Raw genomic sequence first — 23,452 nt, forward strand, 5'->3', positions numbered from 1 at the left:
ACTGATCCAACCTGTTGTGAAATTTGCGTTTTGACGTGTTTGCGGACTGTCCTGCTTAATACGGTGTGTTGCTGCCAAGCGCCTTTCTGGCGAGCGGCAACATGTGGAACTCTGTCAGTTTCGCTAGAGGCAGCGGGCTTTGCCCGTGAATGGGAAGCCAGCGGACATCTTCGATTTCTGCCTGCGGGGTGACGTCTTGGTTGAGCATGGCGACAAAGGCATGGGCAACAACGGTGGCGCCCGGTTCGTTGGCTGCCATTTCCCGGTAGACGCCCTGATAGGAGAAGGCGCTTTCGTCGAGATCGAGAGAAATCTCCTCTGACAGTTCGCGGCACAGCGCCTGACCGGGCGTTTCGCCGGCGTCGATCTTGCCGCCGGGCTGCATGAACTGGCCGGTGCCGCGTTTGCGCACCACGAGCATTTCCTGCTTTTCGTTGAGAAGAATTGCAGCGGAGATAATGATTTCGCGTGTTGTATCGTCGCTCATGTTACACTCCACTTGCCGGAATGCCTGATCGTTCCACCTTGCGTGGTGCGGTCAGTTCTTTCCATGTCGAGAGCGCCTTGCCCGTTGCTGTGAACGGATCGCGGGCGATAAATTTGCCATGTCCCTCACGGTTCTTGATGGTGTTTTCTTCAATAGAAACAACACCTCTTGTCAGGGTGAAGCGGGGCAGGCCTTTGACCTTCCGGCCCTCGAACACATTGTAGTCGATGGCGGATTGTTGTTGAGCAGCCGAGATGGTCTTTTCCCGTTTGGGGTCCCAGACAACGATATCGGCATCGGCGCCAACCAGAATAGCGCCCTTGCGCGGGTAGATGTTGAGGATCTTGGCGATATTGGTGGAGGTCACTGCCACAAATTCATTCATGGTCAGGCGTCCAGTCGTTACGCCGTGGGTCCATAAAAGTGGCATGCGGTCTTCAAGGCCGCCGGTGCCGTTTGGTATCTTGCGAAAATCACCTATGCCATTGCGTTTCTGCTCTGTCGTGAAGGCGCAGTGGTCGGTCGCAACACACGACAGTGAGCCGCTGGACAGGCCAGCCCACAGGCTATCCTGATGTTGTTTGTTTCGGAATGGTGGTGACATGACGCGACGGGCGGCATGATCCCAGTCCTTGTCGAAATATTCGCTTTCATCCAGAACCAAGTGCTGGATCAGCGGTTCACCGTAGGCACGCATCCCCTTCTGGCGCGCGCGCCGGATCGCTTCATGGCTTTGTTCACAGGAGGTGTGCACGATATAGACAGGCGAACCTGCCATGTCCGCGATGACGATGGCGCGGTTGGTGGCCTCACCTTCAACCTCGGGCGGTCGGGAATAGGCATGGGCTTCCGGTCCGGAATTGCCTTCGGCAATCAATTTTTCCTGCATCTGGGCAACGATGTCGCCGTTTTCAGCATGGACGAAGGGCAGGGCGCCCAGTTCAGCGCATCGCTGGAAGGAGGCAAACATCTCGTCATCATTGACCATCAATGCGCCTTTGTAGGCCATGAAGTGTTTGAAGCTGTTGATGCCCTTGTCCTGAACGATGGTCTTCATTTCGTTGAAGACCTGTTCGCCCCACCAGGTAATCGCCATGTGGAAGGAATAATCGCAATTGGCGCGGGTCGTCTTGTTGTCCCAGCGCTGCAAAGCATCCAACAGTGACTGGCCGGGTTCAGGCAGGCAAAAATCGACCACCATGGTGGTGCCGCCTGCCAGAGCCGCTCTTGTGCCGCTTTCAAAATCATCCGCCGAATAGGTGCCCATGAAGGGCATTTCGAGATGGACATGCGGGTCGATACCGCCCGGCATCACGTAGCAATCGGAGGCGTCCAGCACCACGTCGCCGGAGAGGTCGGTGCCGATTTCAATAATCTTGCCGTCGTCGATCTTCACATCGGACCGGTAGCTGAGATCGGCTGTGACGATGGTGCCACCCTTGATGACTGTGGTCATTCTGCAATCTCCGCTGTTTCTAACACTGCATGCAGCAGGACATCCGCACCGGCCGCAGCCCATTCTTTCGAGATGGCTTCGGCTTCATTGTGGGACAGCCCATCAACGCAGGGGCACATGATCATGGTGGTTGGCGCGACTTTGGCGGTCCAGCAGGCGTCGTGACCGGCGCCGGAAATGATATCCATGTGGCTGTAGCCGAGGTGTTCCGCCGCATTACGCACGCAGTTCACCAGAGTTGGGTCAAAGGTTACAGGGTCGAAGTGGCCAATGGCCTCGATAGAGCAACCAACGCCAAGATCGGCGGCGATTTTTGGTGCTGCGGCTTCGATATGCGCGCGCATGCTGTCAAGTTTTGCCTGATCCGGTGTGCGGATGTCGATGGTAAATACGACTTTGCCTGGCAGGACGTTACGGGAGTTCGGGGAGAAAAAGACCTGGCCAACCCCGCCGACTGCACCGGGTTGATGGTCCATTGCAACGCCCTGAACCATTTCCAGAATGCGTCCCATTGCCAGCCCGGCATTGACGCGCATATCCATCGGCGTCGAGCCGGTGTGGGCTTCTTTGCCTGTCAACGTCACTTCCAGCCACCACAGGCCTTGGCCGTGGGTGACCACGCCAATCTGCCGGTTTTCGGCCTCCAGAATGGGTCCCTGTTCAATGTGGTATTCGAAATAGGCGTGCATCTTGCGTGCACCGACCTCTTCCTCGCCAAGCCAGCCGATACGTTTCAGCTCATCGCCGTAGGTTTTACCGTCCGGGTCCTTTCGACCATAGGCGTAGTCAAGCGAATGCACGCCAGCAAATACGCCTGACGCCAGCATGGCTGGGGCGAAGCGCGCGCCTTCCTCATTGGCCCAGTTGGTAACAACAACCGGATGTTTGGTTCTGATGTTCAGATCATTGAGGCTGCGCACAACCTCAAGCCCCGCCAATACGCCGAGAACACCGTCATATTTGCCACCTGTCGGCTGGGTGTCGAGGTGACTGCCGATATAGACCGGCAGGGCATCCGGATCGGAGCCGGGGCGGGTGGCAAACATGCTGCCCATCTGGTCGACGCCAACCGTCATGCCGGCAGCTTCGCACCATGATTTAAACAGGTGGCGACCTTCGCCATCTTCATCCGTCAATGTCTGGCGATTGTTGCCGCCAGCAATGCCAGGGCCGATCTTCGCCATGTCTTCCAATGCATCCCAAAGCCTGTCGGCATTGATCCGCATATTTTGTCCCGGTGCTGCCACCATTCTTATCTTTTCCTCACCTGTTTGATATTACTGACGCAAGGGGCATGCCATTCCTGATTTTTCACAATTCTTTTTCGCGGATTGCCCGTTGCCAGCGATGTTTGATAAATTGACCGCTTGGTAAACATTGTGAATTTTCGATCTGCTGATTTACCCTGCGTCGTGAATTTCAATGGTAAAATCCGCAAATAATGCCTAAACTATAGACCATGCCAATTTTCTAGTCATTGCTGGTTGGCAATTGCATTTAAAAGAAACAGGAAGCCCATGGCCATTCCACGTGCCGCAAAAACCCAAAAACGCACCCGTATTCAGGAAGAGAAACAGGAAGCAATTCTGGAAGCGGCACTGGATGTATTTTCCGTTCATGGTTTCCGCGGCACCACAATAGACCAGATTGCCGAAGTGGCGGGAATGTCCAAACCCAATCTGCTCTATTATTTTCGCACCAAGGAAGCGATGCATCGCGGCCTGATCGAAAGGGTGCTCGACACATGGCTGGATCCGCTGCGGGCGTTTAATGCGGACGGTAATCCTGAAACGGAAATCCGGTCTTATATTCGTCGCAAGTTGGAAATGGCACGGGACTTTCCGCGTGAAAGCCGACTGTTTGCCAATGAAATCCTGCAAGGCGCACCGCATATTGAAGATGAATTGAAGGGCCCGCTGAAAGAACTGGTCGATGAAAAGGCCGAGGTCATTCGTGTGTGGATCAAGGCGGGGCTGATGACCAAGTGTGATCCTTACCACCTGATTTTCTCGATATGGTCGACAACCCAGCATTATGCCGACTTTGACGTGCAGGTGCGTGCCGTGCTCGGCAAGGAAAATGACGGGGAGGGGCGCTTTGAAGATGCGGCGCGTTATCTCGAACAGTTGTTCGTCGGCGGCCTCAACATCAAGCCATTGAGCGCGTGATACGATATATATTTACGGTTGAAAAATGCGTCAGGTGAAAAATCATGACGTAAATCATCAACTTTATACTTTACTCGAAAACTCACCTTTATTATGGTGCCGGCAACCCCGACGATTCAGGGTGTGTTAAACAACATAAAGGTGAGGCATGGCGCGGAAAGACAAGAAGAAAGCTGAACGTGGTGGCAAGTCTGCTGCAAGTCAGTCTCAATCTGTAGTTTCCGCCAATGAACAGGTCGCTGCCGGCCCGAAAAGCTTTCTTTATGTTGGCGGCCGCGACTGCCAGGTTGCACATCTTCGCCAGATTGCCAGCAACTTCGATGCTGAACTGATCCATCACGATGGCGGGTTACGTGAGGCCGTCTCGCGTATCGATACACTGCTTCACTCTGTCGACTGCGTTTTCTGCCCCATCGACTGTATTAGTCATGATGCGTGTCTGCGGGTGAAGTCGGGCTGCAAGAAATTCGGCAAGACGTTTATTCCGCTGCGCAACGGTAGCAAATCCAGTCTGGAGCGGGCGCTGCAGACGATGAATGAGCGGAATACCAGCAATGAGCGAAGAGCACAGTGACAGTTCATTATCTTTGAACGACGACCTTGCCGATCTGCACAAGATCGCAGCCAGCAATGGCGAAGGGTTTCTACCTGATATGCATGAAATTATCGGCGAGCGTGAGAGACGCTCCCGCGCCGCACGGGAAAAGACCAACATATTGCTCTTTCCCTATTTGAGGGCACGCCATCCCGGCGGTGACATTCCGGCCGATCTCGGCGCGGATGCGGAAAATGGCGGTAATATTCTGAAGTTTCGCTGGTACAAGCGGTAGAACGTTACTCTTGCAATATCGGAGTGCTTTCCTGGCTCAGGTTCTGACCTTGAAGAAAGCACCCGCGGCGAGAACCAGCCATCCACCGATCATGCCAAGGCCCCCTGATGGCGCCGCCATCGGGAAAAGGCTGCTTCCTGAGAAGTGGCGTGATACTAGATCGCCAACGAAGATCAGCGTTCCCAGGCCCAATAAAAGGCTGGCGGGCATTGCTGTTCTGACAGTATTCCATCCGATGAACAGTGCAACGAGGACAGGCGCATGAGCAAGGCTCATCGCTGACGCATTGCCCAGCATATAGGTTTCGCCGGTATGGGTGGCCGCTGCCGCCAAGGCGACACCGGCAGCACCAAGAATACCACCGAGGAAAAGTGCCACGGGGCGCAACCGGTCATGTGCGGTCATGATGGATTTTCTTCCTGATTTTGCATATGCAGAGCGAGCTGTTCGACCGGCCGCCAGATGATGTCGCGCAATTTGGAGTTAGCGATGGTCTCTTCCATAGCAAGCCGGAAGCACAGCAGCCACTCATCCCGTTCGGCCGGACCAATCGGTGCCACGAAATGGCGACGGCGCAGCATCGGGTGGCCATATTTTTCGACATAGACCGGTGGTCCGCCAAGATAGCCGGTCAGGTAGTCGTAAAACTTGCTTTCACTTTTGGACAAATCAGGTGGATGGATGGCACGGCAGCGGGCCGCTTCCGGCATGGTATCCATCAATTCGTAAAACCGTTTCGTCAGCGCGCGGACGGTCTCGTCGCCGCCAATCGCCTGATACAGCGTGATGGTTTCATCGCTCAAGACCGTCATCCCTTGTTGGTTGCCGCACTTATTGCGCTAACAAAACGCAAGCGCAACAGTGAAACAGGGGATGCGGCAATTTCGCAGGGTGACCTCAGCCGAAATTACGGATGAGGTTCAAGCCCTTTTTCAACAGCGTTTCAGCGTCCTGCTCGTTGGCGGCTTCCACGTAGCAGCGCATCTCTGGCGCGTTTCCGGATGGGCGGAAGTGAATGGTGCTTCCGTCGGTCAGGGTAACACGAAGTCCATCTATGTCACTGGTGGACTGTACCTTGCCGACTGATGCAAGAAAACCAGCCAGATTGTCCCCGGAGGCACGCAAATGCGCCATTAGGGCAGCACTTTTTTCCTGGGCAAAATTCTCCAGCCTATCGGCTGCTGCAACGGGCAGATTATATGTTTCTGCCAGTGCCGAGAGTGTTTGTTTGCGCTCAGCGGCAAGCGACAGAACGGCGAGGATCGGCAGGAAACTGTCACGGGTTGGCAGCGGTGAAAGGCTGTATCCGTTGATGGTGAACGTCGAGGCCGTCAGCAGGCCGCCATTGGCTTCAAAGCCCATGACTGCATCCTTGCCCGCCGCTAGTGCGTCGTTCATGCCTGCAATGACGAAGGGCGAGCCCACCTTGGTGCGGACAACATCGAAGTCACCGCTCGCTTCGATACCGGAGTTGGACGTGACCGGGGTGACGACAGCTTTGGCACCGAGGAAACCAGCAGTGATGAGGCCAATCAGGTCGCCACGCAAAGGCGTGCCGTTTTCATCGGCGAGCAGAGGGCGGTCGCCATCACCGTCGGCGGAAACAATGGCATCGAGCGTTTGCTGGTAAGCCCATTTTTTCAGGAGTTTTAACGTCTCGTCAGAAACTGCTTCCGTGTCGACGGGAATGAATGTCTCAGAGCGTCCGAGAGCTACTACGTCGGCACCATAATGGCTGAGAACGTCGACAAACAAATCCCGAGCGACCGTGCTGTGCTGATAGACGCCGATCTTCAGACCTGCGAGCGCGTTTTCAGGGAGCAGAGCGATGTTGCGGTCATAGAACAGCTTTGCCGTCTTGGCCGATTGGTCTTCTGCCGTTCCGGGCGTCAGATCGCGGAGTTCCTGCTCCACCTTTTCGGCTTGCGCAGCAATAGCGGTCTCATCCTGCTTGTCGATCTCGCCATCCGGGCGATAAAATTTGATGCCGTTACGGTCAGCCGGAATATGGGAGCCTGTGATCATCAAGGCTGGCGCATCAAGCGACATGGCGTGAAGCGCCAAAGCCGGGGTCGGCACTGTGCCGCAGTCAATCGGCTTGAAACCCGCGCGCGTCAACGCGCCAATGCAGGTTTCTGCGATGGAAGGGCTGGACGCACGAAAGTCGCGCCCGATCAATATGGGTGACCCTGTCTTGGCAAGACCAGCAGCAATCAGGTGTTTTGCAAAGGCAGTTGCGTAAACGGCAGAAGCGCTGCCTTCGAGGTCGACTGAGAGGCCGCGAAGACCACTCGTTCCGAATTTCAGGCTCATAATCCCTCGTTCCACATTTGCGCTGCGACGCAGCTAAATTGAATTTTGTCCAGATTTTTAAATGAATTAAACCCGGTTAGGTTCCAGCATCCATGTTGGCGCACATTACCACATTTTCTGGCCCATCTGCTTTGCAAGAGCAACAAAATGTTTGGTCGTTGCTAAAAGCCAGCCTTTCAAGTTTTAACTAAAGTAACTCAATATTCATGATGATGACCTAGAAATGACGTGTGCGGTTTTGCGCAATTTTGCCAAATCGTTGGTGCGTAAGCTTTGCCTGTCCATTTGTGGGACGGCTGAGTGTTGATCATGGAGTGTGTTGGAAGAGCGGATGTACAAGCTTGGAAAAGCGAAAGACAAACAGGCTCACTCGCCCATGGAAGAAGCTCCGCGGCCGCAGGGATCGCTGCTTGACGCCTATCTGAATGTCGAATCCGATAAGCCGTCATATACGGAATCTGAACGGTCCGCACTAAGGCCGGAGCCGCAACAACCTTACGTTATCCGTCCGCAACAATCTGCATTTGCCGGTTATTTCCCCGGCATCAACTTCATCGATCGCATTGGTATCGGTGATATTCTGTCGTGGCTGCGGGACGGCATCATATGGATCATTCTGGCGATCATCGCTTGTGTTGGTGCAGCGCTTGCCTATTCGGCAATGACACCACAGCGTTACACCGCCTACACCGATATCATCGTTAACCCATCCAACCTCAACGTGATCAATGATGGTGTGTTTTCGGTCAGCCCGCAGCGCGATACACAAATCCTTGAAGTCGAAAGCAAGCTGCGAACCCTGACATCCCGCAACGTGCTGTCGCAGGTTGTGAGCGAACTCAAGCTGGACAAAGACCCGGAATTTATCAACCCTACCCCGATTGAACGCTTCAAAATGTTGCTGTCCCGTCCGCCGGAAGAAGGCGACAACAGCATTGGAGCATTGCGTGCATTGGGCGACCGGGTGGTCGCCGAACGCGACCCACGTTCGTTTGTCGTGACGGTGGCTGTCTGGTCAGCAAACCCCGAAAAGTCGGTGACGCTTTCCAACGCCATCATCAATGCGTTTGAGAATGAACTGTTCCAGACAACGTCTGAAGGCAGTCGTCGTGTCGCCGATGACCTGAACACCCGCCTTGAGGAATTGCGCGTCAATGTGACGGAAGCGGAAAAGAAGGTCGAGGAGTTCAAGCGGCAGAACGGCTTGCAGGTCAATAATGGTGAACTGGTCAGTAACCAGTTGTCTGGTGAACTGAATGCACAGGTACTTTCTGCGCAACAGCGGCTTATTCAGGAAGAATCGCGACTGAAGCAGATGGAGCAGGCCATTTCGCAACAGCGTGTGGCGAGTTCTGCCATTTTTGACAGCGAGACGATGAACACGATCCGCGAGCAATACAGCATCTTACAGCAGCAGATCGGCGCGATGACCATGACCTATGGCAGCCGCCATCCACGCATTGCGACTGCGAATGCAGAAAAGGCGATGCTGGAACAGGGGTTTACGCAGGAAGCGCAGCGTATTCTCGAAACCGTCAAAACCAGCGTTGCTGAATCACGGTCTTCACTGGATGCATTGCGCCAGAAGGCTGTTGCCGAACGTGCCAATGTGTTTACCGACAATGATGCGCAGGTGAAACTGCGTGATCTTGAACGCGATGCAAGAACCGTTGCTGCAATTTATGAAACCTATCTGACGCGATCGCGCCAGATTGCCGAACAGCAGGCCATCAACTCCACCAACGTCCGGGTTATTTCCCGTGCGGTTGCGCCAAACTTCCGCAGCTGGCCTCCCGGTAAAATGACGCTGATAATCTTGGGTGGTTTTGCCGGACTGTTCCTCGGAATTGGCCTGGCATTGACGTTTGGTGCGTGGCGTTATCTGCGCGGCAGTTACGGATTTGCCCCAGCTTCTGCCACGCGCGCCTGATTATTTTCGCGAAAATCGTTCCATATTGGCGGAGATCAGGTGCTTGAGCGCCTTGAGATAGCGTTTGGAACGGCTTTTGGCGGCAATTGCCGAACTCCAGTCGACCATCGACGAATTGATGTCGAAATCTCCGCGCTGGCTTTCCGGGATATCGCCCGCTTCAATGCGTTTGATCAGTGATGGCAAGGCCGCGTAAAACTGCGGCGAGCGATAGGGTGGGTGCAGTGAGTACATACCCTGGCCGGTTCCCATATAGTCCAACCGATAGAGATCCCTGGCAATCATATTGGTGCTCAGGGCTTCTTCTGCCGGCATGGAAATCGGCTTCTGGTTAAAGGCATAGGAGCGTATGCGGCGCTTGAGGTCGGGGCGCAGCAGGTCCAGCGAGCCGATGCGGTCAGCAAACCGTTGCATGTCGATCATGAAAATGCGCGTGCTGACAGTCGGGAAACGCCAGGCGGGACTGTCCAGCTGCAGTTTTTCTGCACGAAGAATGTGCTTTACCCCGGGCATCCCAACATGCAGTGAAAGGCTCATGTCGCCACCATCTTTCGGTGGGCCGGAGAAGGGGCACACGACCAATACGTTTGGTTGTGCTTCAAGCTGGGCGATGGCTTCGCTTATCCATGTTTGGCTGGCGCCGCCAAACAGCATGTCGCTGTCCATGTGCAGCACGTAACGGGCGTTGGCGCGCATGAGCCCATAAAAATACACATAGAAAGGGCCGCCATCGAATGCCTTATCGGGATAATGCGGAGCCCTGGAAAAGAACAGTTGCCCGAGTTTTCGGTGTGCTTCTGTGCCATAGTCGACAGTGTCGATATGCAGTTTGGGATGCTTGATCCTCAGGCTTTCCAGAAATGCAAATAACCGTGCCTTGGCCGCGTCAAAGCCCTGTCCCTTGTAGCGGCCAGCATTGACCTGTCCGGTATCAACCGTCAGCAAAATGCGGTCGACCTGATTTTCCCATACCCGGATCTGATGCGGCAATGTGTGGATGACATGCTGCGCATCAAATGGATGCATATTGATTTGAAGGGCAGTTTGGACGGGCGGCAGATCAGCACTCATGGATTATGCACCGCGATTACGGAATTCGTTGATAACGGACAACATGGATTTCGGCTGGAAACTCCAGTCCAGCGGCAATGGTCGATTGACCGTGCCATCCTTGCGCGGATAGGCCCAACGTATCCAGCTGTACTGGTCGGAAATGCCCCAGGTGGTGATGGAATCGAGAGGGCCGCCTTCCGATGCGGCCTCGAGGAAGTCCTTGACCTGTGCTGAAATAATTGCGTCGCGTTCCTCTGCTGGTTCCGGCAGTTCATGGTCCATCACATCAAGCTCGGTCACCAGAACCTTAAGGCCATGTCCGCGCATTTCGCTGACAAAGGCGGCCAGTTCCTGTTTGGCAATTGGCCAGCCGCCACGCAGATGACCCTGCAAACCGATGGCATGGATCGGTACGTCCTGATCCAGCAGTTCCAGTACGAGATCGCGGAAGGCCGCGCGCTTATTGGGTGAGTTGCGGATCGAAAATTCAATGTCGTATTCGTTGAGGACAAGTTGTGCTGTTGGGTCTGCCGCATGGGCATAACGAAACGCCTTGGCGATATGGTCGTTGCCAAGGTTCTCGAACCAGAAGCCATCACGACGGGCTTTTGGGCCATCTGCGGCGTCGGGGATTGGTTCGTTCACAACATCCCAGCTTCGCGTCACGTCCTTATAACGGGCGACAGTAGTGTTGATATGATCTTCCATCAGCTTTTCAACGGCGGCTGCACCACTGACTGACGATATCCAGCTTGGCAGCGCTGCATACCACACCAGCGGGTGTCCATGCATGGTCAGCTTGTTCTGGCGGGCGAAGTCGGCAATCGCATCCACCGCGGTAAAATCATATGCGTCAGGGGAGGGACGCATGGCGTCCCACTTCATTTCATTGACGGGCGTGATGCGCGAGCAATATTGCAGGACGGCTTCGCCAACCCGAGAATCCGCCTGCATGTCCGGCAGATAGACCGCAGCGCCATAGGGGATAAGTTTACTGTCGGTCTTGGTCGATTTGGCGAAAGATGAACCAGCTGCTGTCAGTGACAGACCTGCTGCTGTTGCTGTGCGCAAAAAATCTCTTCTGCCAAACATTCTCGGCACCTGCTCCGCTTTGTCTTTTGATGGGACGGATAATAACAGACTATTGTTTACCGGAGGGTTTTCTTGTGAAATGAAGTTAACGCCCTGTTTGGCATGATATATCGGCAGTTTTTCATTTAATGCCGTAGTAACTTCCCTCTGCGCATGCTGCCGCCAGTTTTATTATTTGGCCAGAAATCACCCATGTCCGTGTCCGTCGTCATTCCTGTTCGCAATGGTGAAGCCTTTATCGGCGAAGCCATCAACAGCGTGCTGGCGCAAGGTCCGCTGGCCGGGCAAGTGATCGTAGTCGACGATGGTTCGACGGATGGAACGGCTGCAGTTGTTAAGGCAATTACAGACCCGCGCGTCACGTTGCTGACCAGACCTTACGGGCGAAAGGGCGTGTCGGCGGTTCGCAATTTCGGTCTTTCAAAAGCCTCGGGTGAATGGACACTGTTTCTCGATGCCGATGACCGGTTGCGTGAGGGAGCTTTTGCCACCTTGCTTGCAGGTGCAGACTGCGCTGACGACGTTGCCATCTATGGCGACTATGAGCGGATAAATGAGCAGGGCGAAAAAATCGGCAGGCGCAATCTGATCCGCAAACGCAGCAAGCCTTCAGGTCACATTCTGGAAAATCTGGTCAGCGGCAATTTTATTGTCAATGGCGGCATCATGCTGGTCAAGACGGCAGTGTTTCGTGCGGTTGGCGGCTTTGACGAAACCTTGCGCTACGGCGAAGACTGGCATGGCTGGTGTCTGCTGGCGGCCAGAGGACCGTTCCGATATGTCGAAGGCGCGCATGTGCTCGATTACCGTGTCCACACCTCAAGCGTGATGATGTCCAAGACGCTGGAGTTTGCCGATTGTATTCCTGTCATTGACGCGATTTTTAATGACCCGTCCATTCTGGCAGATCTGCCGTCCGAGCGGGTAAAAGCCCTGCGGCAGAAGGCGGAAGGGCATATGAATGCTTATACGATTGCCCAAGACATACGTGCGCACCGATATGGGAAAGCATTCATGGCATTAAGCGATACTTTAATTCACCGGCCAAGACAGGCCAAGCGCGCATTGCTGTTTTCGGCTGCTGCGCTCGCTGGACTGTAGGAGTTAGATTTTATGACCACTCAGGCTCCTCACGCCGTTGTCTGTATTCCAAGTTTTCGCCGGCCGGACGGTTTGAAAAAGACGCTGGCGTCGCTCGCCACACAACAGGTCGATTTTTCCTTTGCCATCGTGGTCATTGACAATGATGGCGTCGGTCAAGAGGCTCTGGCGGTCACGCAAAGCTTTCTTGCTGATACAGGCATGTTGGGGCAGGCATTTGTTGAACCGCAGCAGGGCAATTGTTACGCCATCAACTCGGCCTTTGCCAAAGCGCGCAGCCTTTATCCCTCTGCATCTTACTTTTTGATGATCGATGATGACGAGATCGCATCGCCCATTTGGCTCGCCAATATGGTGCGCACGGCTGAAACGCTTGGTGTCGACATTGTCGGCGGTCCAGTCATACGCGCCTTTGACAAGCCCGCTTCCAAGGGGGTGGAGCTACATCCGCTATTTGGTTCGATCGAGGCAAAAACCGGCCCTGTCGATATGATCCACGGCTCTGGAAATTGCCTGCTGTCCAAACGGGTTTTCGAGAGACTGGAAAAGCCGCAATTTGACGTACAGTTCAACTTTCTCGGTGGCGGCGACATGGATTTCTTCACACGCAGCAAACGCTCCGGCTTGCGTTTTGGCTGGAGTGCGGAAGCCATCATCACCGAGTTCGTGCCGGTTGAGCGTATGGAACCCAAATGGATCATGACACGCTCACTGCGTACCGGCATCATCAACTATTCGATTGATCGTGCCCGCAGGCCCGGCCTGCAGGGAGCGGTGCTGTTGCAGGCCAAGAATGTCATAAGCCTTGGACTGTCGCTCGTGCGTGCCGTCTCGGTGTTTGCAAAAACCGGCCAGCCGCTGGTTGCCACACACCCGGTTTTGCTTTCGGTCGGCCGTGTTCTTGCCAGCATCGGTATTACGCTGTCGCCCTATAAGGCAAAACCGCAATCATAAGCCGGTTCAGGCGCTTGCCTGTGCAGGCGAAGGAGAATTGCGCAGGCTGAGCAGAGCCATCCATACGGCCAAGGCAATGCCGATTTCGACGATGAAATAGCTGCCAAGCGTTCCATAAATGCCGAAGGCCCAGGTGGTCAGCGCCACCAGCAGCGAACCGATGAGGTTGCCGCTGTTCCAGATTTTTGCGCGGATATTCTGGTGTCCCGAAGCCCCCAATGCCTCGAGCGCCGTGGCTGCGACCGCCATAGGCAGCACCGCCCAGCAGAGGATCCGGGTGAGGGTTGGCAGGGACACATATTCCTGGCCGAACAACAGCGGCAGAAGTGGCGCAAAAATGGTGATGACACCGGCGCTGCCGATAGCGATAATAAGTGCTGCTTTCAAAATACCCTTGGCGCGTTCAATGGTCTTGCCCATGCCCTGCATGGCAAGCGACGCGGAGCCCGGATAGATCAGGCGATTGAGCGCTTCTACAGAAAGGTAGGAGCTGTCCAGAATACGACGTGCAATCGAATAGCTGCCGAGAATTTCTGCACTGGCCAAAGCGCCGAGTATCAGGATGTCGGCATTACCGCGCACAGCCTTGAAGAAAAACTGGGTCGAGAACAGGATGCCGATACGGATTTCTTCACGCACGATCGTAAACAGCGGCGCGCCCAGCCTTTTGGTGGCCTTGAGGCAGATGACGGCTGTGATGGCGTGAGCCGCAAAGTTCCACAGTGCCCAGCCTTCCACGGTCGTGACATTGAAAACCAGACATGCGCCAACCGCAGCAATGGTCCGGGTTATCGCAAACAGCACTTCCAGCTTGTTTGCCGAGGCAAATTCGGAGTGAGCGATAAAGCTCTGCGTCGATAGCGACACCACTTTCAACAGAATGAGGTTGGTGAACAAGATCAGTGCGGCGGTGATGAGCGTATCGACCAGCAGCGGAGAAGTCGGGAAAAACACCGGTATGGTGATCATGCCAATCAGAAACAGCAGGCCGCCGGATGCAGCGCTGAGAATGTAGGCATGACCCAGCATCATCGGATAGGAAGAGCGATCCTGCGCCACACGGCGGATCAGTGTTTCGTTGGAGCCGATACCGCAGATTTGCACGCCAAGATTGGTGACGGCGGTAATCGAGGCAAACAGTGCGAACTGTTCTACGCCGAGATGGCGGGCGAGCAGGGCGAATGTCAAAAGCTGGGCAGCGCTCGACATCAGCAGTGCACCACCGGACGCCGAGTAAGACAGGGCCATTTGCAGCAAACGTCGGAAATTATAGTTTGACGTATTCACGTCCTGCTCCTGTTTTCCGGCGTCTGTGCCGCACATCCGGATATCTGGCTTCAGTCACGCGACAACGCCCTGCCAGACCCGAATTGAGTTTTGACTTCTGACCTTAACTGCCTGACGGTAAGAGAGAGTTAAAGAGCTTCATGTTTTTATGGTTACTGGGGCTTATGTATCGTATCTCTGAGAAAATGATTCTGTATTTCAGGTCGATAGCTCAGTAGTCAGCAAGATCAGGTAAATTGAAAACGGCTTTATGAACATTAACGTCACCACAGCAGGACCTTATGGCACGTTTAACTGACATGGATGATGTTTCTATGTCGGATGACGTCTCCGAGCGACCGCGGTGGCTTGTCGGTTTTTTGTTCGTAGCCGTGTTTCTGTACTTGTGGATCTCCGTTCGACCATTTGAAAATCTTGCGACTGCTTCTGGTGGTTCCAATGCGCTGAACCAGCTTGTTGGCCTTGCCATTACCGGCGTGCTTTTGCTGTTTGCAATGCGCTACCAGCTTCTTGGCCTTTTGCTGAAACCGCGCTTGCCGATATTTTTGTTGTTTGGCTGGATGTTGATTGCGTCCGTGCTGGGCAGTCAGCCAGGCACGGCCATCCAGCGCCTGGTTTTTACCGGCCTTTTGTGCCTCATCACCAGCATCATTGCGGTACTTCCGTCTGATCGCCAGCAGTTTGCGCGTTTGCTGGCCATAGCGTCCAGCGTGTTGCTGCTGGTCTGTTATGCCGGTGTCATCTTTCTGCCAGCACGATCCATTCATCAAGCCTATGACCTGTCAGAACCGGCGCTTGCCGGGGACTGGCGTGGTGTGTTCAACCACAAAAATGCCGCTGCACCAGCCATGATCATGCTGGTGTTTTTTGGACTTTACCTGCGCGGTTCCTGGTCCAAATGGAAGGGAACGATCGTCACGTTGCTGGCCTTCGTCTTTTTGATGAAGACCAATGGTAAAACAGCCGCCATGCTTTTGCCTGTTACGCTGATATTGTCCTGGTGGCTGGAACGGCACCCGCGGCAGGTTCTGCTGGTTGTGGGTGGCCTGATCGGTCTTTTGAACCTGTTTGCGGTGGGCTCTACCTTCTCCAGCTCGATCCGCGATGTGGTTGAGAGCCTTGGCGTCGACGCGACATTCACCGGACGTACGGATATCTGGGAACTGTCATTCGTCACCTTTTTCCATTCACCGATTTTCGGGCAGGGGTTCCAGTCCTTCTGGAACACCACCGCCTTGCTGGACCAATTTGCAGTTCATGAGACATGGGCGGTTGGTGCGGCGCACGCCCATAACGGTTACATTGAAAGTCTGTTGAATGGCGGTCTGCCGGCTTTCGTTCTCACCTGCATCTGGCTGGTTATCCTGCCAGCACGCGATCTTACCAAGGCTATCCAGAACGGTGCAGCGCCGGATTTGAACCGGCTGTTTGCCCGTATGTGGATCTTCGCTCTGCTTTCAGCTTGCCTTGAAAGCAATTTTTTCACTGGGACTGGTCCCATCTGGTCGTCAATGTTGATTGCAATCTATTGTATGCATCATCAGGCACATGACCAACTCTGTGAGGCAAATGTTGCTTCAAGTTCTTCGAAACAACGTTATCCGGAAAGGCACATAACCCATGTCTAGCAAGGGAACGCTGTTTGAGAGAATTTCCAACCGTCTTGTCCGGCATATTCCAACGAAGCGTGTGAATGTGCAGACCCGCACACCAATCGTGTCCTTTACGTTTGACGACATTCCGCAGACGGCAAGCAGGGCTGGTGCGCAGATCCTGGAAGATGCCGGCGGGAAGGGTACGTTTTATATCTCTGCCAGTTTTATCGATACGGTCGACAATGGCGAGCAGATGGCAACCACTGCCGACTGCAGAGAACTTGCCGCGCGCGGGCATGAGCTTGCCTGCCACACATATTCTCACCGCAAACTGATTAGCTTTTCGAAGCAGGAGTTGGATAACGATCTGACACGCAATGGCGAAGTGCTTTCAAGTTTCGACCAGCGTCAGACGCCACGCAATTTCTCAGTACCGTTTGGAAAGGCTTATTTGCCATCGCAGCCAATGCTGAAGCGACGCTTCCGTTCATCACGCGGCATTTTGCCTGGCGTCAATCGCGAGAATACCGATCTCTACCATCTGCTGGCGGTCGAACTTCGTCCTGATCCGCATTTTCTGGAAACTGCAGATTATTGGCTGAATTCGGCGATTGAAAATCCCGGCTGGCTGATTTTCTTCACGCATGACGTCTCGGACAATCCATCATTTTACGGATGCCCAAAGGAGCGTCTGCAATCGCTTGTGCAAAGGTCGGTTGCTGCCGGTTGCCGCATTCTGACTGTCGATGCGGCGCTGGAGGAGCTTGGCCTCGTAGAGACGAAGCGGGCTGCCAAGGTATAGTTGGTTTTGGTTAGTGCCTTGCCAGCTTCATTTTGAGGCCTGAGGCACTAATGACCACAAGCATGACGACAATCAGGGCTGGCCAGATAAAGCAAAGTGCCAGACCCATGACGCGCATGACATCCCATTCGCGGCCCTTCTTCACACCTTCCAGATACGTCATGGTCAGCGAAATTGCGGTGCCGATCACATAAATAACAAGCGAAATGGTCGTGAGCATTGTCGTTTCCCACTATGGACGTTAGAAAATTCATTTACCGAGTTATTGATTAAAATTATATCAATCATGGAAATGCGGCAACATTGAAGAACGCCCGGAACGCCTGCAAACCGGTCTAATTGTCACCCTTCAAATCTTAGGGTCTCAGCCACTTTCCAGAAATGAAAAGAGCCAGACCTTATTTGGGCTGGCTCATCTGGTAGGGTTTCGGGTTCTGCCGGGTCTTCGTTCGCGGCAGTTTTTTGGCAGCTGCCGCGCGCTTGGGAAAAAAACGGTGCTGTAGCAGGGCATAGATCGCCAGCGGATTGGTCAGTAGATAGCGTTTGCCCAAACGGCGGGGTTCCTGCAGCATGCGGTGAAGCCATTCCAGCCCCATATCCTGCATCCATTGTGGCGCACGTTTGTTGCGTCCGGCAAGGAAGTCGAACAGGCCGCCACAGGTCTTGATGACGGCGACGCCTTTCAGCTTGTCGATATTGCGGCTGACAAATTGCTGCTCAAGCGGAATGCCAAAGCCGACCCACAATATGTCGGTGCCTGATTTGACGACTTCTTCAATGACGGCGTCTTCCTGATCGGCAGTAAAATAGCCATTGCGGGCACCCGCAAAGATCAGATCAGGATAAAGCTCTTTCATTTTGGCAACTGCGGCGTCATTGACCTGTGGCGTCGCACCAAGGAAATAAAACCGCGTTCCCGTCTTCTCTGCCCGTTTGGCAACGGCATGAACAAGATCCGTTGTGGCGACACGTTCCGGCAATTGCTGTTTGCAGAACCAGCGGGTGAAGAGCACGAGCGACATGCCGTCAGCATGGATTTCATCGGCCTCGACAATGGTCTGCTCAAAGGCAGGATTGCCGTGACATTCGGCGATGACTTGGCCGTTTGCAGATGTGGAGTAATAGGGGCGGGCAGTGCGGTCACGTGTGGGGGTGGCACGTTCGATGAAGTCATCGGCCGATTCTTCCATGCCTGCTTTAACGACTTGCAATCTCGCGAGTGCAATCGTCGGCCAGTTTCTCCCTTGGCCTTTTGCATGCATGGTGTTCATCCCCACAAAATCATTTTGGATTTAAACGGTTATTGGCCCGTTTCGAACTATATTACTGCCTCTCTAAATACAAAACTGCAACGCGAAAGGGTTGGTCTAGTTAACTGCAAGTTACGCCAATTCGTATAATCGAGCGTTTTTACCGTTATTTAGCCAAGAAAGTGGGTCGTTTCCTGTCGTTAAGTTGGTCAAATGTTCCCAAACGGACAGGTGAAACAGCATAAGGGGATTTTGTATTCATCTTTTGCTAACCATACCGCACAAGGGCTGTGCATGAAGGCATGTAATGAGGTTAGCGGGGAAGGGCCTCACAGGAAGGTGGGGCTGAGGTCCGCTCTTAACGGAAACGACACGGCTACGGTAGTCGTGTCGTTTGTAATGTGACTTTAGGGCAGATGCCTTAGTCTTTTATGCGTCGTAGAAGATTGATCAGCTGATTGCGCGCCTTTTCTCCTCCAAGGCGGCTGATGAGCTTTTCCTCATTATGTTTCCAGATCTCGGAGAGATTGCTGAGCATTTCGCGGCCATCAGGTGTCATATCCAGAAAATGTACCCGGCGATCCGTGTCTGATTTTCTGCGGGCCAGCAGCCCCTTGGCTTCCAAATTGTCAATGATTGCAACGAAGTTTGCTCTTTGTATGCCGAGTGCCTCGGCAACGTCGCTTTGCTTGAGATCAGTGTTATTGGCCACGACGATAAGGACCGAGAAATCCGCGGGCCGCAGCCCGATCGATGCCAGGCTGTCATTAAAGTCCTGAACTACAGCGAGCTGTGCGCGACGCAAACGGTATAATACTGCCTCCGACAGTATGGAATAATCGACATCACTCCCCCCATAGGACGGCTTGTCGGGGGACGCTGCATACTTGCTTTTACTCTTTGAAGTTACATATGCGAGATTCCCATCCATCATCGACTCCTCTGATTCGATAGTGATATTAATTAATTACAGAATTATCTTTATTAGAACAAGTTTAATAACGAATGAAAAATAAACGATATTGCTCTATTTCTGATAGTAATGTCCTGATGATTTTGTGATTTTGGTAACGATGCGCTTCGTAGCGCAGTCGGCGGTTTTGTTGGCGAAGTCACGGGCTTAGCCAGTTTCATGCGACAACCTGCTCTATGACGGCTAGATACATGCTGAAGGGTGGAGTGATGCAACTCGCTGCATTTTCCGCATTGATGCGAAGCGCAACCTAGTCTAAGAACCAACATAGTTCAGGGTGATTCAGCGCCCTTACGGATGCACCCGTAGCTCAGCTGGATAGAGTGTTGGATTCCGATTCCAAAGGTCACAGGTTCGAATCCTGTCGGGTGCGCCACGATTTTCCTAATGCATTGAACTGCCAAAACATCTAAGGTTTCATGACCTTAGCGATTGCCATCTGCTACACATTGGTATCGCACAAGGGTGTTACACTCCATGGCAGGAATGACCTATATGCAAAGGCGTCGTGGTTCAGGCATTTATCAATTCCGAAAGCGGCTACCCATTGAGCTGGCCGGAAAGCCAGCGCCTGAGGACGTAAGGCTTAGGTTGCCGGAACTCATCAACCCAGACACAGGATGTTTCAAGCGTGAGCTCGTGATCTCACTTGGGACGAACGACCAAAGGACGGCGAAACGCAGGGACCTTGCGGAGGCCTTAAGGGCAACCGAGTTGTTCGAAACCGCCAAGCTTATGCTACTAGATAAGCACCCGGATACCGCTGCCCAATACTCCCCGCCGCTGCCTGATGTGAGCACCATAGAAGCTTGGGCCTTCCGCTGGGTGCTGGAGAAGGATGAGCAGACAAGAAAGCAGGGTGACTTCCGCAAGCAACTTCAATCTCCTGATGAGCGTAGCCAGTGGCCGGACATGGAGCGCATCCGCTTCTCTGGTTTTGGCATGGAGAAGCTGCACTTGGAGGTCCATGGGGAGGAGCTGGACTTATACCTTGGCGACTATCGGAGTGCCTTGGCCAGGTATGATATTTCCATCATCCAGACAGAGCTTCATGGCTACCTCACAGACAATCGCCTGCCGATAGACCCCCAATCAGAGTTCTACCAAGAGGCTGGCCTAGCGATGCTGCGCGGCTATGTCCGAGGTTATGAAGCTTCGAAAGAAAGGCAATTAGGGAGTACGATAAAGACCCCAGCGCCAGAGCAGCCGGTTGAACCTGGTCCAAAACTTTCAGAAGCCTTTGCACAATGGAAAGCCGGGAGCCCAGCCAAAGGCGGCAAGAGGCCAACCGTTAGCAGTGTCCGTGAGACGGAGCGAGTGGTGCGGTTCTTCAAGCAATGGCATGGCGATCTTCATCTAGGTGATATCACAAAGGAGAAGGCGAGGGACTTTCGTAATGCCTTGGCCGCCATGCCCACGCGCCTAAAGGGTGCACAGAGGAAGATGTCTTTCCGCCAACTCGTGGAGAGTACCCAAGGCAAGGGCACTGAGCTGCTCCATGCCAACACCGTGAACAAATATCTCACTCTTCTGGTTGCGCTCGTTAGCTCAGCTGAGAGGGACGGCTACATGGACCGCATCAGTGGTTTCTCCAACCCCTTCTCCAAGCTTACTATTGTGGTCGATAAGCGAAATGACCCGAACCGCCGTAAGCCTTTCACTGAAGCTGACCTCAATGCCATCTTCACGTCCCCTGTTTACAGGGATGGGTCTAGACCTTTAGGTGGTCGGGGAGAGGCGGCTTACTGGCTTCCGCTTATCTCACTTCTCACCGGGGCCCGTCTCAATGAGATTGCGCAGCTTCGGCTGTCAGACCTCAAGAAGGACCCGGAAACAGGCATATGGATTATTGATATTGATACCGATGGGGACCGCTCAGTAAAAACTGTGAGCTCTCGTCGGCAGGTTCCTCTTCATAGCGAACTCTTGCGGCTAGGCTTGCTGCGCTATCGTGAAGGATTGCTTAGTGGTGGAGCCAAAGGCAATAGCAGCATGTGGCCTGAGCTATATTCCGCAGATCCTAAATACCGGTCTACTGCTTGGTCCAAGTGGTTCAACAGATATCTGAGGGTGACTATAGGCATCCTAGAGCCCAGCAAGGTGTTTCACTCATTCCGCCATACCTTCAAGCGCTTAGGGCGTAATGCCAAACTAACGGCAGAAGTCAGTGATGCACTCACGGGACATGTAGGAGGTGGCGGTGTTGGCAGGGAGTACGGGGATGGCTTTGGGCTTCCCTCTCTCGCGGACGCTATAGGTGAGATCACAGCCCCCACTGCCGTCACTGCGCTGCCGGATTGGAAACCTCCAGTGAAAGCAAAGAGGAGGAAAGGTCAGTGACCGGGAAACGCGGCTTGGTCCGTGGTGTCTTTCAACGTGGCCCAGTCTATTACTTCGTGAGGCGTATTCCGAATGATGTACGGCAGGTAATCGTTGGCCGAACCTTGAGCCTCACCGTGCAGGGCACATCAGTCAAGCTAACATTTAGGGAACGCACGAACGATGTGAGGCTCACCCTTGCAACAAGGAGCAAGCAGGAGGCCCAGCGTATTGGCTCTAAGCTCTGGGATGATGTGGATGATTTCTTCTGTCGATTGAGGTCAGGCTTCATTGTGGAGCTGACACACCGTCAAATAATGGGTGTTGCTGGCATCTTCTATGCGGCGTGGTCTCGTGATCCAGATTACACCCCTCCTGCGCATTACGTCCCTCCCTTGGATGGCCTGTTGCCTCATGGTGCGATTGCAGATTTTCAAGCTGAGAGCAGACGCCTCCTAGTTATCCGAGACTTCCTTCAGGAGCTTTATGCAGCAGAGGGGGAGGCGATACAGCGTAGCTTATTCGATGATATTTCCGGTGCCCTGCTGGGTGAGCTTGGCATCTGGCAAGTCACCGAGTTGTGCAAGAAAAGGCTAATCGTTGAGCTAGCCAATGTGTTGCCGATGGCTTTGCAAGCAAGGGCACGGTTAGCATCGGGGGATTATCGACCTGATGAGTATGCTCTCCGCTTTCCCGGCTGGGAGCCTCCAGAGGCAGCACAAGGCCCCATCAGGCCAATTCCCATCAAGGGAGCCGTATCGCTTGAGGGCCTCGTGGAAAGCTGGTGGTCTGAGGCTCAGCTTGCTGGCAAGGTGTCCACCACCTATCGCACCTACCTGGCGTGCTTTGTGCGGCTCAAGGAGTTTGTTGGTCACGATGATGCCCGCAGGATTACCCATGAGGATATCCAGAAGTACAAGGCTCACCGGCTTTCGACACCAATAGGCAAACACCAGTTGAAGATGTTGGCTCCCCAGTCATTCAAGACGGTTGACCTTGGGCCTCTCAAGACGATCTTCAAATGGGGTGTGGAGCAGAGGCTGCTTACGTTCAATCCAGCCAATGACGTAAGCCTAAGGCTATCCCGCAAGACCAAGCTTCGTGAGAAGACCTTCACGGATGAAGAAGTAAGGCGGCTGCTTAGTGCTTCCCTTGAGCTCGCCAAGAAGCCAAAGCTTCAAGCCAACAATCTGCTTAGGCGCTGGGTGCCTTGGCTCTGTGCTTACACAGGGGCTCGCATTGGGGAAATCGTACAGCTACGCAAGCAGGACATCAAGAAGGGCAGTGATGGGGTCTGGACCTTCACGCTGTCCCCTGAGGCTTTTACCATCAAGACCAAGGAGGTTCGGGTGGTCCCTATACATGCTCACCTCATTGAGATGGGCTTCTTGGACTTCGTGAAGAGCGTGAAGAGTGACTACCTGTTCCTGAAGCTGAAGCGTGAGGATGAGGCATTCAGAACCGTTTGGAATACCCGCAAGACACTCGTGCAGCGCTTTGCTCGAAAGTACATGCCTGGCCCCAATGTAGCACCTAACCACGGCTGGCGGCACACCTTCAAGAGTATCGGCTTTGAGGCTGGCATTCAGGAGAAAGTGCTTGATGCCATCTGCGGGCATGCCCCTGCCTCCGTAGGCCGGTCTTATGGTTCCGTATCGCTAAAGACCAAAGTTGATGCAATCAGCACATTTCCCCGGTACATCGTAGAGGAGGGTAGCACGAATGCACCCCAATAGCTTCTTCGTGAATTGGATGCTTGGCCCCTTAATTATCTTGAGCATCATCTTAATCGAACAGCATGAGGCCAACTGGCAGCGAGCCTTAGAGAATGCCCTGAGTGAC

Annotated in this window: 22 protein-coding genes and 1 tRNA gene; 11 read left to right on the forward strand and 12 right to left on the reverse strand. The window is 53.8% G+C overall.

Annotation, left to right across the window (positions count from 1 at the left end; genetic code table 11):
• Window positions 1-55: 55 nt before the first annotated feature.
• From M2418_RS01920 to M2418_RS01930, 3 genes are read right to left on the reverse strand one after another with little or no spacing between them, the layout of a single operon-like run.
• Window positions 56-487: an NUDIX domain-containing protein gene (locus tag M2418_RS01920; protein WP_259143412.1), complete on the reverse strand. Its 432-nt coding sequence runs from the start codon at window positions 485-487 to the stop codon at window positions 56-58.
• A 1-nt stretch (window position 488) separates the two neighbouring features.
• Complete coding sequence (gene hydA / locus M2418_RS01925) at window positions 489-1,943, reverse strand: dihydropyrimidinase (RefSeq protein ID WP_250982084.1); 1,455 nt, start codon at window positions 1,941-1,943, stop codon at window positions 489-491.
• Window positions 1,940-3,193 carry a Zn-dependent hydrolase gene (locus M2418_RS01930; RefSeq protein ID WP_250982083.1) on the reverse strand — a complete coding sequence of 418 codons (1,254 nt, stop codon included), beginning with the start codon at window positions 3,191-3,193 and terminating at the stop codon, window positions 1,940-1,942. Before M2418_RS01930 ends, hydA begins: the two co-directional genes overlap by 4 nt.
• A 267-nt stretch (window positions 3,194-3,460) precedes the next feature.
• Here M2418_RS01930 and M2418_RS01935 point away from each other — a divergent pair, with 267 nt between their 5' ends.
• From M2418_RS01935 to M2418_RS01945, 3 genes are all read left to right on the forward strand, one after another.
• On the forward strand, window positions 3,461-4,111 hold the full coding sequence (locus tag M2418_RS01935; RefSeq protein WP_192488264.1) for a TetR family transcriptional regulator C-terminal domain-containing protein: 651 nt from the start codon (window positions 3,461-3,463) through the stop codon (window positions 4,109-4,111).
• 148 nt (window positions 4,112-4,259) lie between these two features.
• Window positions 4,260-4,685, forward strand: a complete 426-nt coding sequence (locus tag M2418_RS01940; RefSeq protein ID WP_259143413.1) for a DUF2325 domain-containing protein — start codon at window positions 4,260-4,262, stop codon at window positions 4,683-4,685.
• A complete protein-coding gene (locus M2418_RS01945) occupies window positions 4,666-4,941 on the forward strand; it encodes a hypothetical protein (protein WP_250982080.1) in 276 nt (91 codons plus the stop codon). The genes M2418_RS01940 and M2418_RS01945 overlap by 20 nt, the downstream gene beginning before the upstream one ends.
• A gap of 36 nt (window positions 4,942-4,977) precedes the next feature.
• On the opposite strand, the gene M2418_RS01950 is transcribed toward M2418_RS01945, so the two are convergent.
• The 3 genes from M2418_RS01950 to M2418_RS01960 form a co-directional block, all read right to left on the reverse strand.
• On the reverse strand, window positions 4,978-5,346 hold the full coding sequence (locus M2418_RS01950; RefSeq protein ID WP_250982079.1) for a DUF423 domain-containing protein: 369 nt from the start codon (window positions 5,344-5,346) through the stop codon (window positions 4,978-4,980).
• On the reverse strand, window positions 5,343-5,744 hold the full coding sequence (locus M2418_RS01955) for a group II truncated hemoglobin (protein WP_259143414.1): 402 nt from the start codon (window positions 5,742-5,744) through the stop codon (window positions 5,343-5,345). The genes M2418_RS01950 and M2418_RS01955 overlap by 4 nt, the downstream gene beginning before the upstream one ends.
• Before the next feature lie 94 nt (window positions 5,745-5,838).
• On the reverse strand, window positions 5,839-7,254 hold the full coding sequence (locus M2418_RS01960) for a phosphomannomutase (protein ID WP_250982077.1): 1,416 nt from the start codon (window positions 7,252-7,254) through the stop codon (window positions 5,839-5,841).
• A gap of 331 nt (window positions 7,255-7,585) precedes the next feature.
• Here M2418_RS01960 and M2418_RS01965 point away from each other — a divergent pair, with 331 nt between their 5' ends.
• Window positions 7,586-9,184, forward strand: coding sequence for a GumC family protein (locus M2418_RS01965; protein WP_259143416.1), 1,599 nt, complete (start codon window positions 7,586-7,588; stop codon window positions 9,182-9,184).
• Here M2418_RS01965 and M2418_RS01970 read toward each other — a convergent pair whose 3' ends face one another.
• Both M2418_RS01970 and M2418_RS01975 read right to left on the reverse strand, forming a co-directional pair.
• A complete protein-coding gene (locus M2418_RS01970; RefSeq protein WP_250982075.1) occupies window positions 9,185-10,255 on the reverse strand; it encodes a glycosyltransferase family 2 protein in 1,071 nt (356 codons plus the stop codon).
• A gap of 3 nt (window positions 10,256-10,258) precedes the next feature.
• Window positions 10,259-11,329, reverse strand: coding sequence for an endo-1,4-beta-xylanase (locus tag M2418_RS01975; protein ID WP_259143418.1), 1,071 nt, complete (start codon window positions 11,327-11,329; stop codon window positions 10,259-10,261).
• A gap of 192 nt (window positions 11,330-11,521) precedes the next feature.
• On the opposite strand from M2418_RS01975, the gene M2418_RS01980 reads away from it, so the two are divergent.
• Together M2418_RS01980 and M2418_RS01985 are read left to right on the forward strand one after the other, a co-directional pair.
• Window positions 11,522-12,430, forward strand: a complete 909-nt coding sequence (locus tag M2418_RS01980; RefSeq protein ID WP_259143420.1) for a glycosyltransferase — start codon at window positions 11,522-11,524, stop codon at window positions 12,428-12,430.
• Between the two features lie 12 nt (window positions 12,431-12,442).
• Complete coding sequence (locus M2418_RS01985) at window positions 12,443-13,384, forward strand: glycosyltransferase family 2 protein (RefSeq protein WP_259143422.1); 942 nt, start codon at window positions 12,443-12,445, stop codon at window positions 13,382-13,384.
• Between the two features lie 6 nt (window positions 13,385-13,390).
• On the opposite strand, the gene M2418_RS01990 is transcribed toward M2418_RS01985, so the two are convergent.
• A complete protein-coding gene (locus M2418_RS01990; RefSeq protein WP_405049370.1) occupies window positions 13,391-14,632 on the reverse strand; it encodes a lipopolysaccharide biosynthesis protein in 1,242 nt (413 codons plus the stop codon).
• A gap of 353 nt (window positions 14,633-14,985) precedes the next feature.
• Between M2418_RS01990 and M2418_RS01995 the strand changes: the two genes are divergently transcribed.
• Both M2418_RS01995 and M2418_RS02000 read left to right on the forward strand, forming a co-directional pair.
• Window positions 14,986-16,299, forward strand: a complete 1,314-nt coding sequence (locus tag M2418_RS01995; protein WP_310503176.1) for an O-antigen ligase — start codon at window positions 14,986-14,988, stop codon at window positions 16,297-16,299.
• On the forward strand, window positions 16,292-17,068 hold the full coding sequence (locus tag M2418_RS02000; protein ID WP_259143427.1) for a polysaccharide deacetylase family protein: 777 nt from the start codon (window positions 16,292-16,294) through the stop codon (window positions 17,066-17,068). The genes M2418_RS01995 and M2418_RS02000 overlap by 8 nt, the downstream gene beginning before the upstream one ends.
• A gap of 10 nt (window positions 17,069-17,078) precedes the next feature.
• Here the strand turns inward: M2418_RS02000 and M2418_RS02005 are convergent, their stop codons facing one another.
• From M2418_RS02005 to M2418_RS02015, 3 genes are all read right to left on the reverse strand, one after another.
• On the reverse strand, window positions 17,079-17,288 hold the full coding sequence (locus M2418_RS02005; protein ID WP_259143428.1) for a hypothetical protein: 210 nt from the start codon (window positions 17,286-17,288) through the stop codon (window positions 17,079-17,081).
• Between the two features lie 178 nt (window positions 17,289-17,466).
• Entirely contained in the window at window positions 17,467-18,330 is an 864-nt protein-coding gene (locus tag M2418_RS02010) for a WecB/TagA/CpsF family glycosyltransferase (protein ID WP_259143431.1), read from the reverse strand.
• 409 nt (window positions 18,331-18,739) lie between these two features.
• On the reverse strand, window positions 18,740-19,249 hold the full coding sequence (locus M2418_RS02015) for a MarR family winged helix-turn-helix transcriptional regulator (protein WP_250982067.1): 510 nt from the start codon (window positions 19,247-19,249) through the stop codon (window positions 18,740-18,742).
• A gap of 341 nt (window positions 19,250-19,590) precedes the next feature.
• Here M2418_RS02015 and M2418_RS02020 point away from each other — a divergent pair.
• From M2418_RS02020 to M2418_RS02030, 3 genes are all read left to right on the forward strand, one after another.
• Window positions 19,591-19,667, forward strand: a tRNA-Arg gene (locus M2418_RS02020).
• A 101-nt stretch (window positions 19,668-19,768) separates the two neighbouring features.
• On the forward strand, window positions 19,769-21,631 hold the full coding sequence (locus M2418_RS02025; protein WP_259143433.1) for a site-specific integrase: 1,863 nt from the start codon (window positions 19,769-19,771) through the stop codon (window positions 21,629-21,631).
• On the forward strand, window positions 21,628-23,346 hold the full coding sequence (locus tag M2418_RS02030; protein WP_259143439.1) for a tyrosine-type recombinase/integrase: 1,719 nt from the start codon (window positions 21,628-21,630) through the stop codon (window positions 23,344-23,346). Before M2418_RS02025 ends, M2418_RS02030 begins: the two co-directional genes overlap by 4 nt.
• Window positions 23,347-23,452: the final 106 nt, after the last annotated feature.

It is taken from the genome of Rhizobium sp. BIGb0125 (assembly GCF_024810055.1).
Taxonomy (GTDB): domain Bacteria; phylum Pseudomonadota; class Alphaproteobacteria; order Rhizobiales; family Rhizobiaceae; genus Agrobacterium.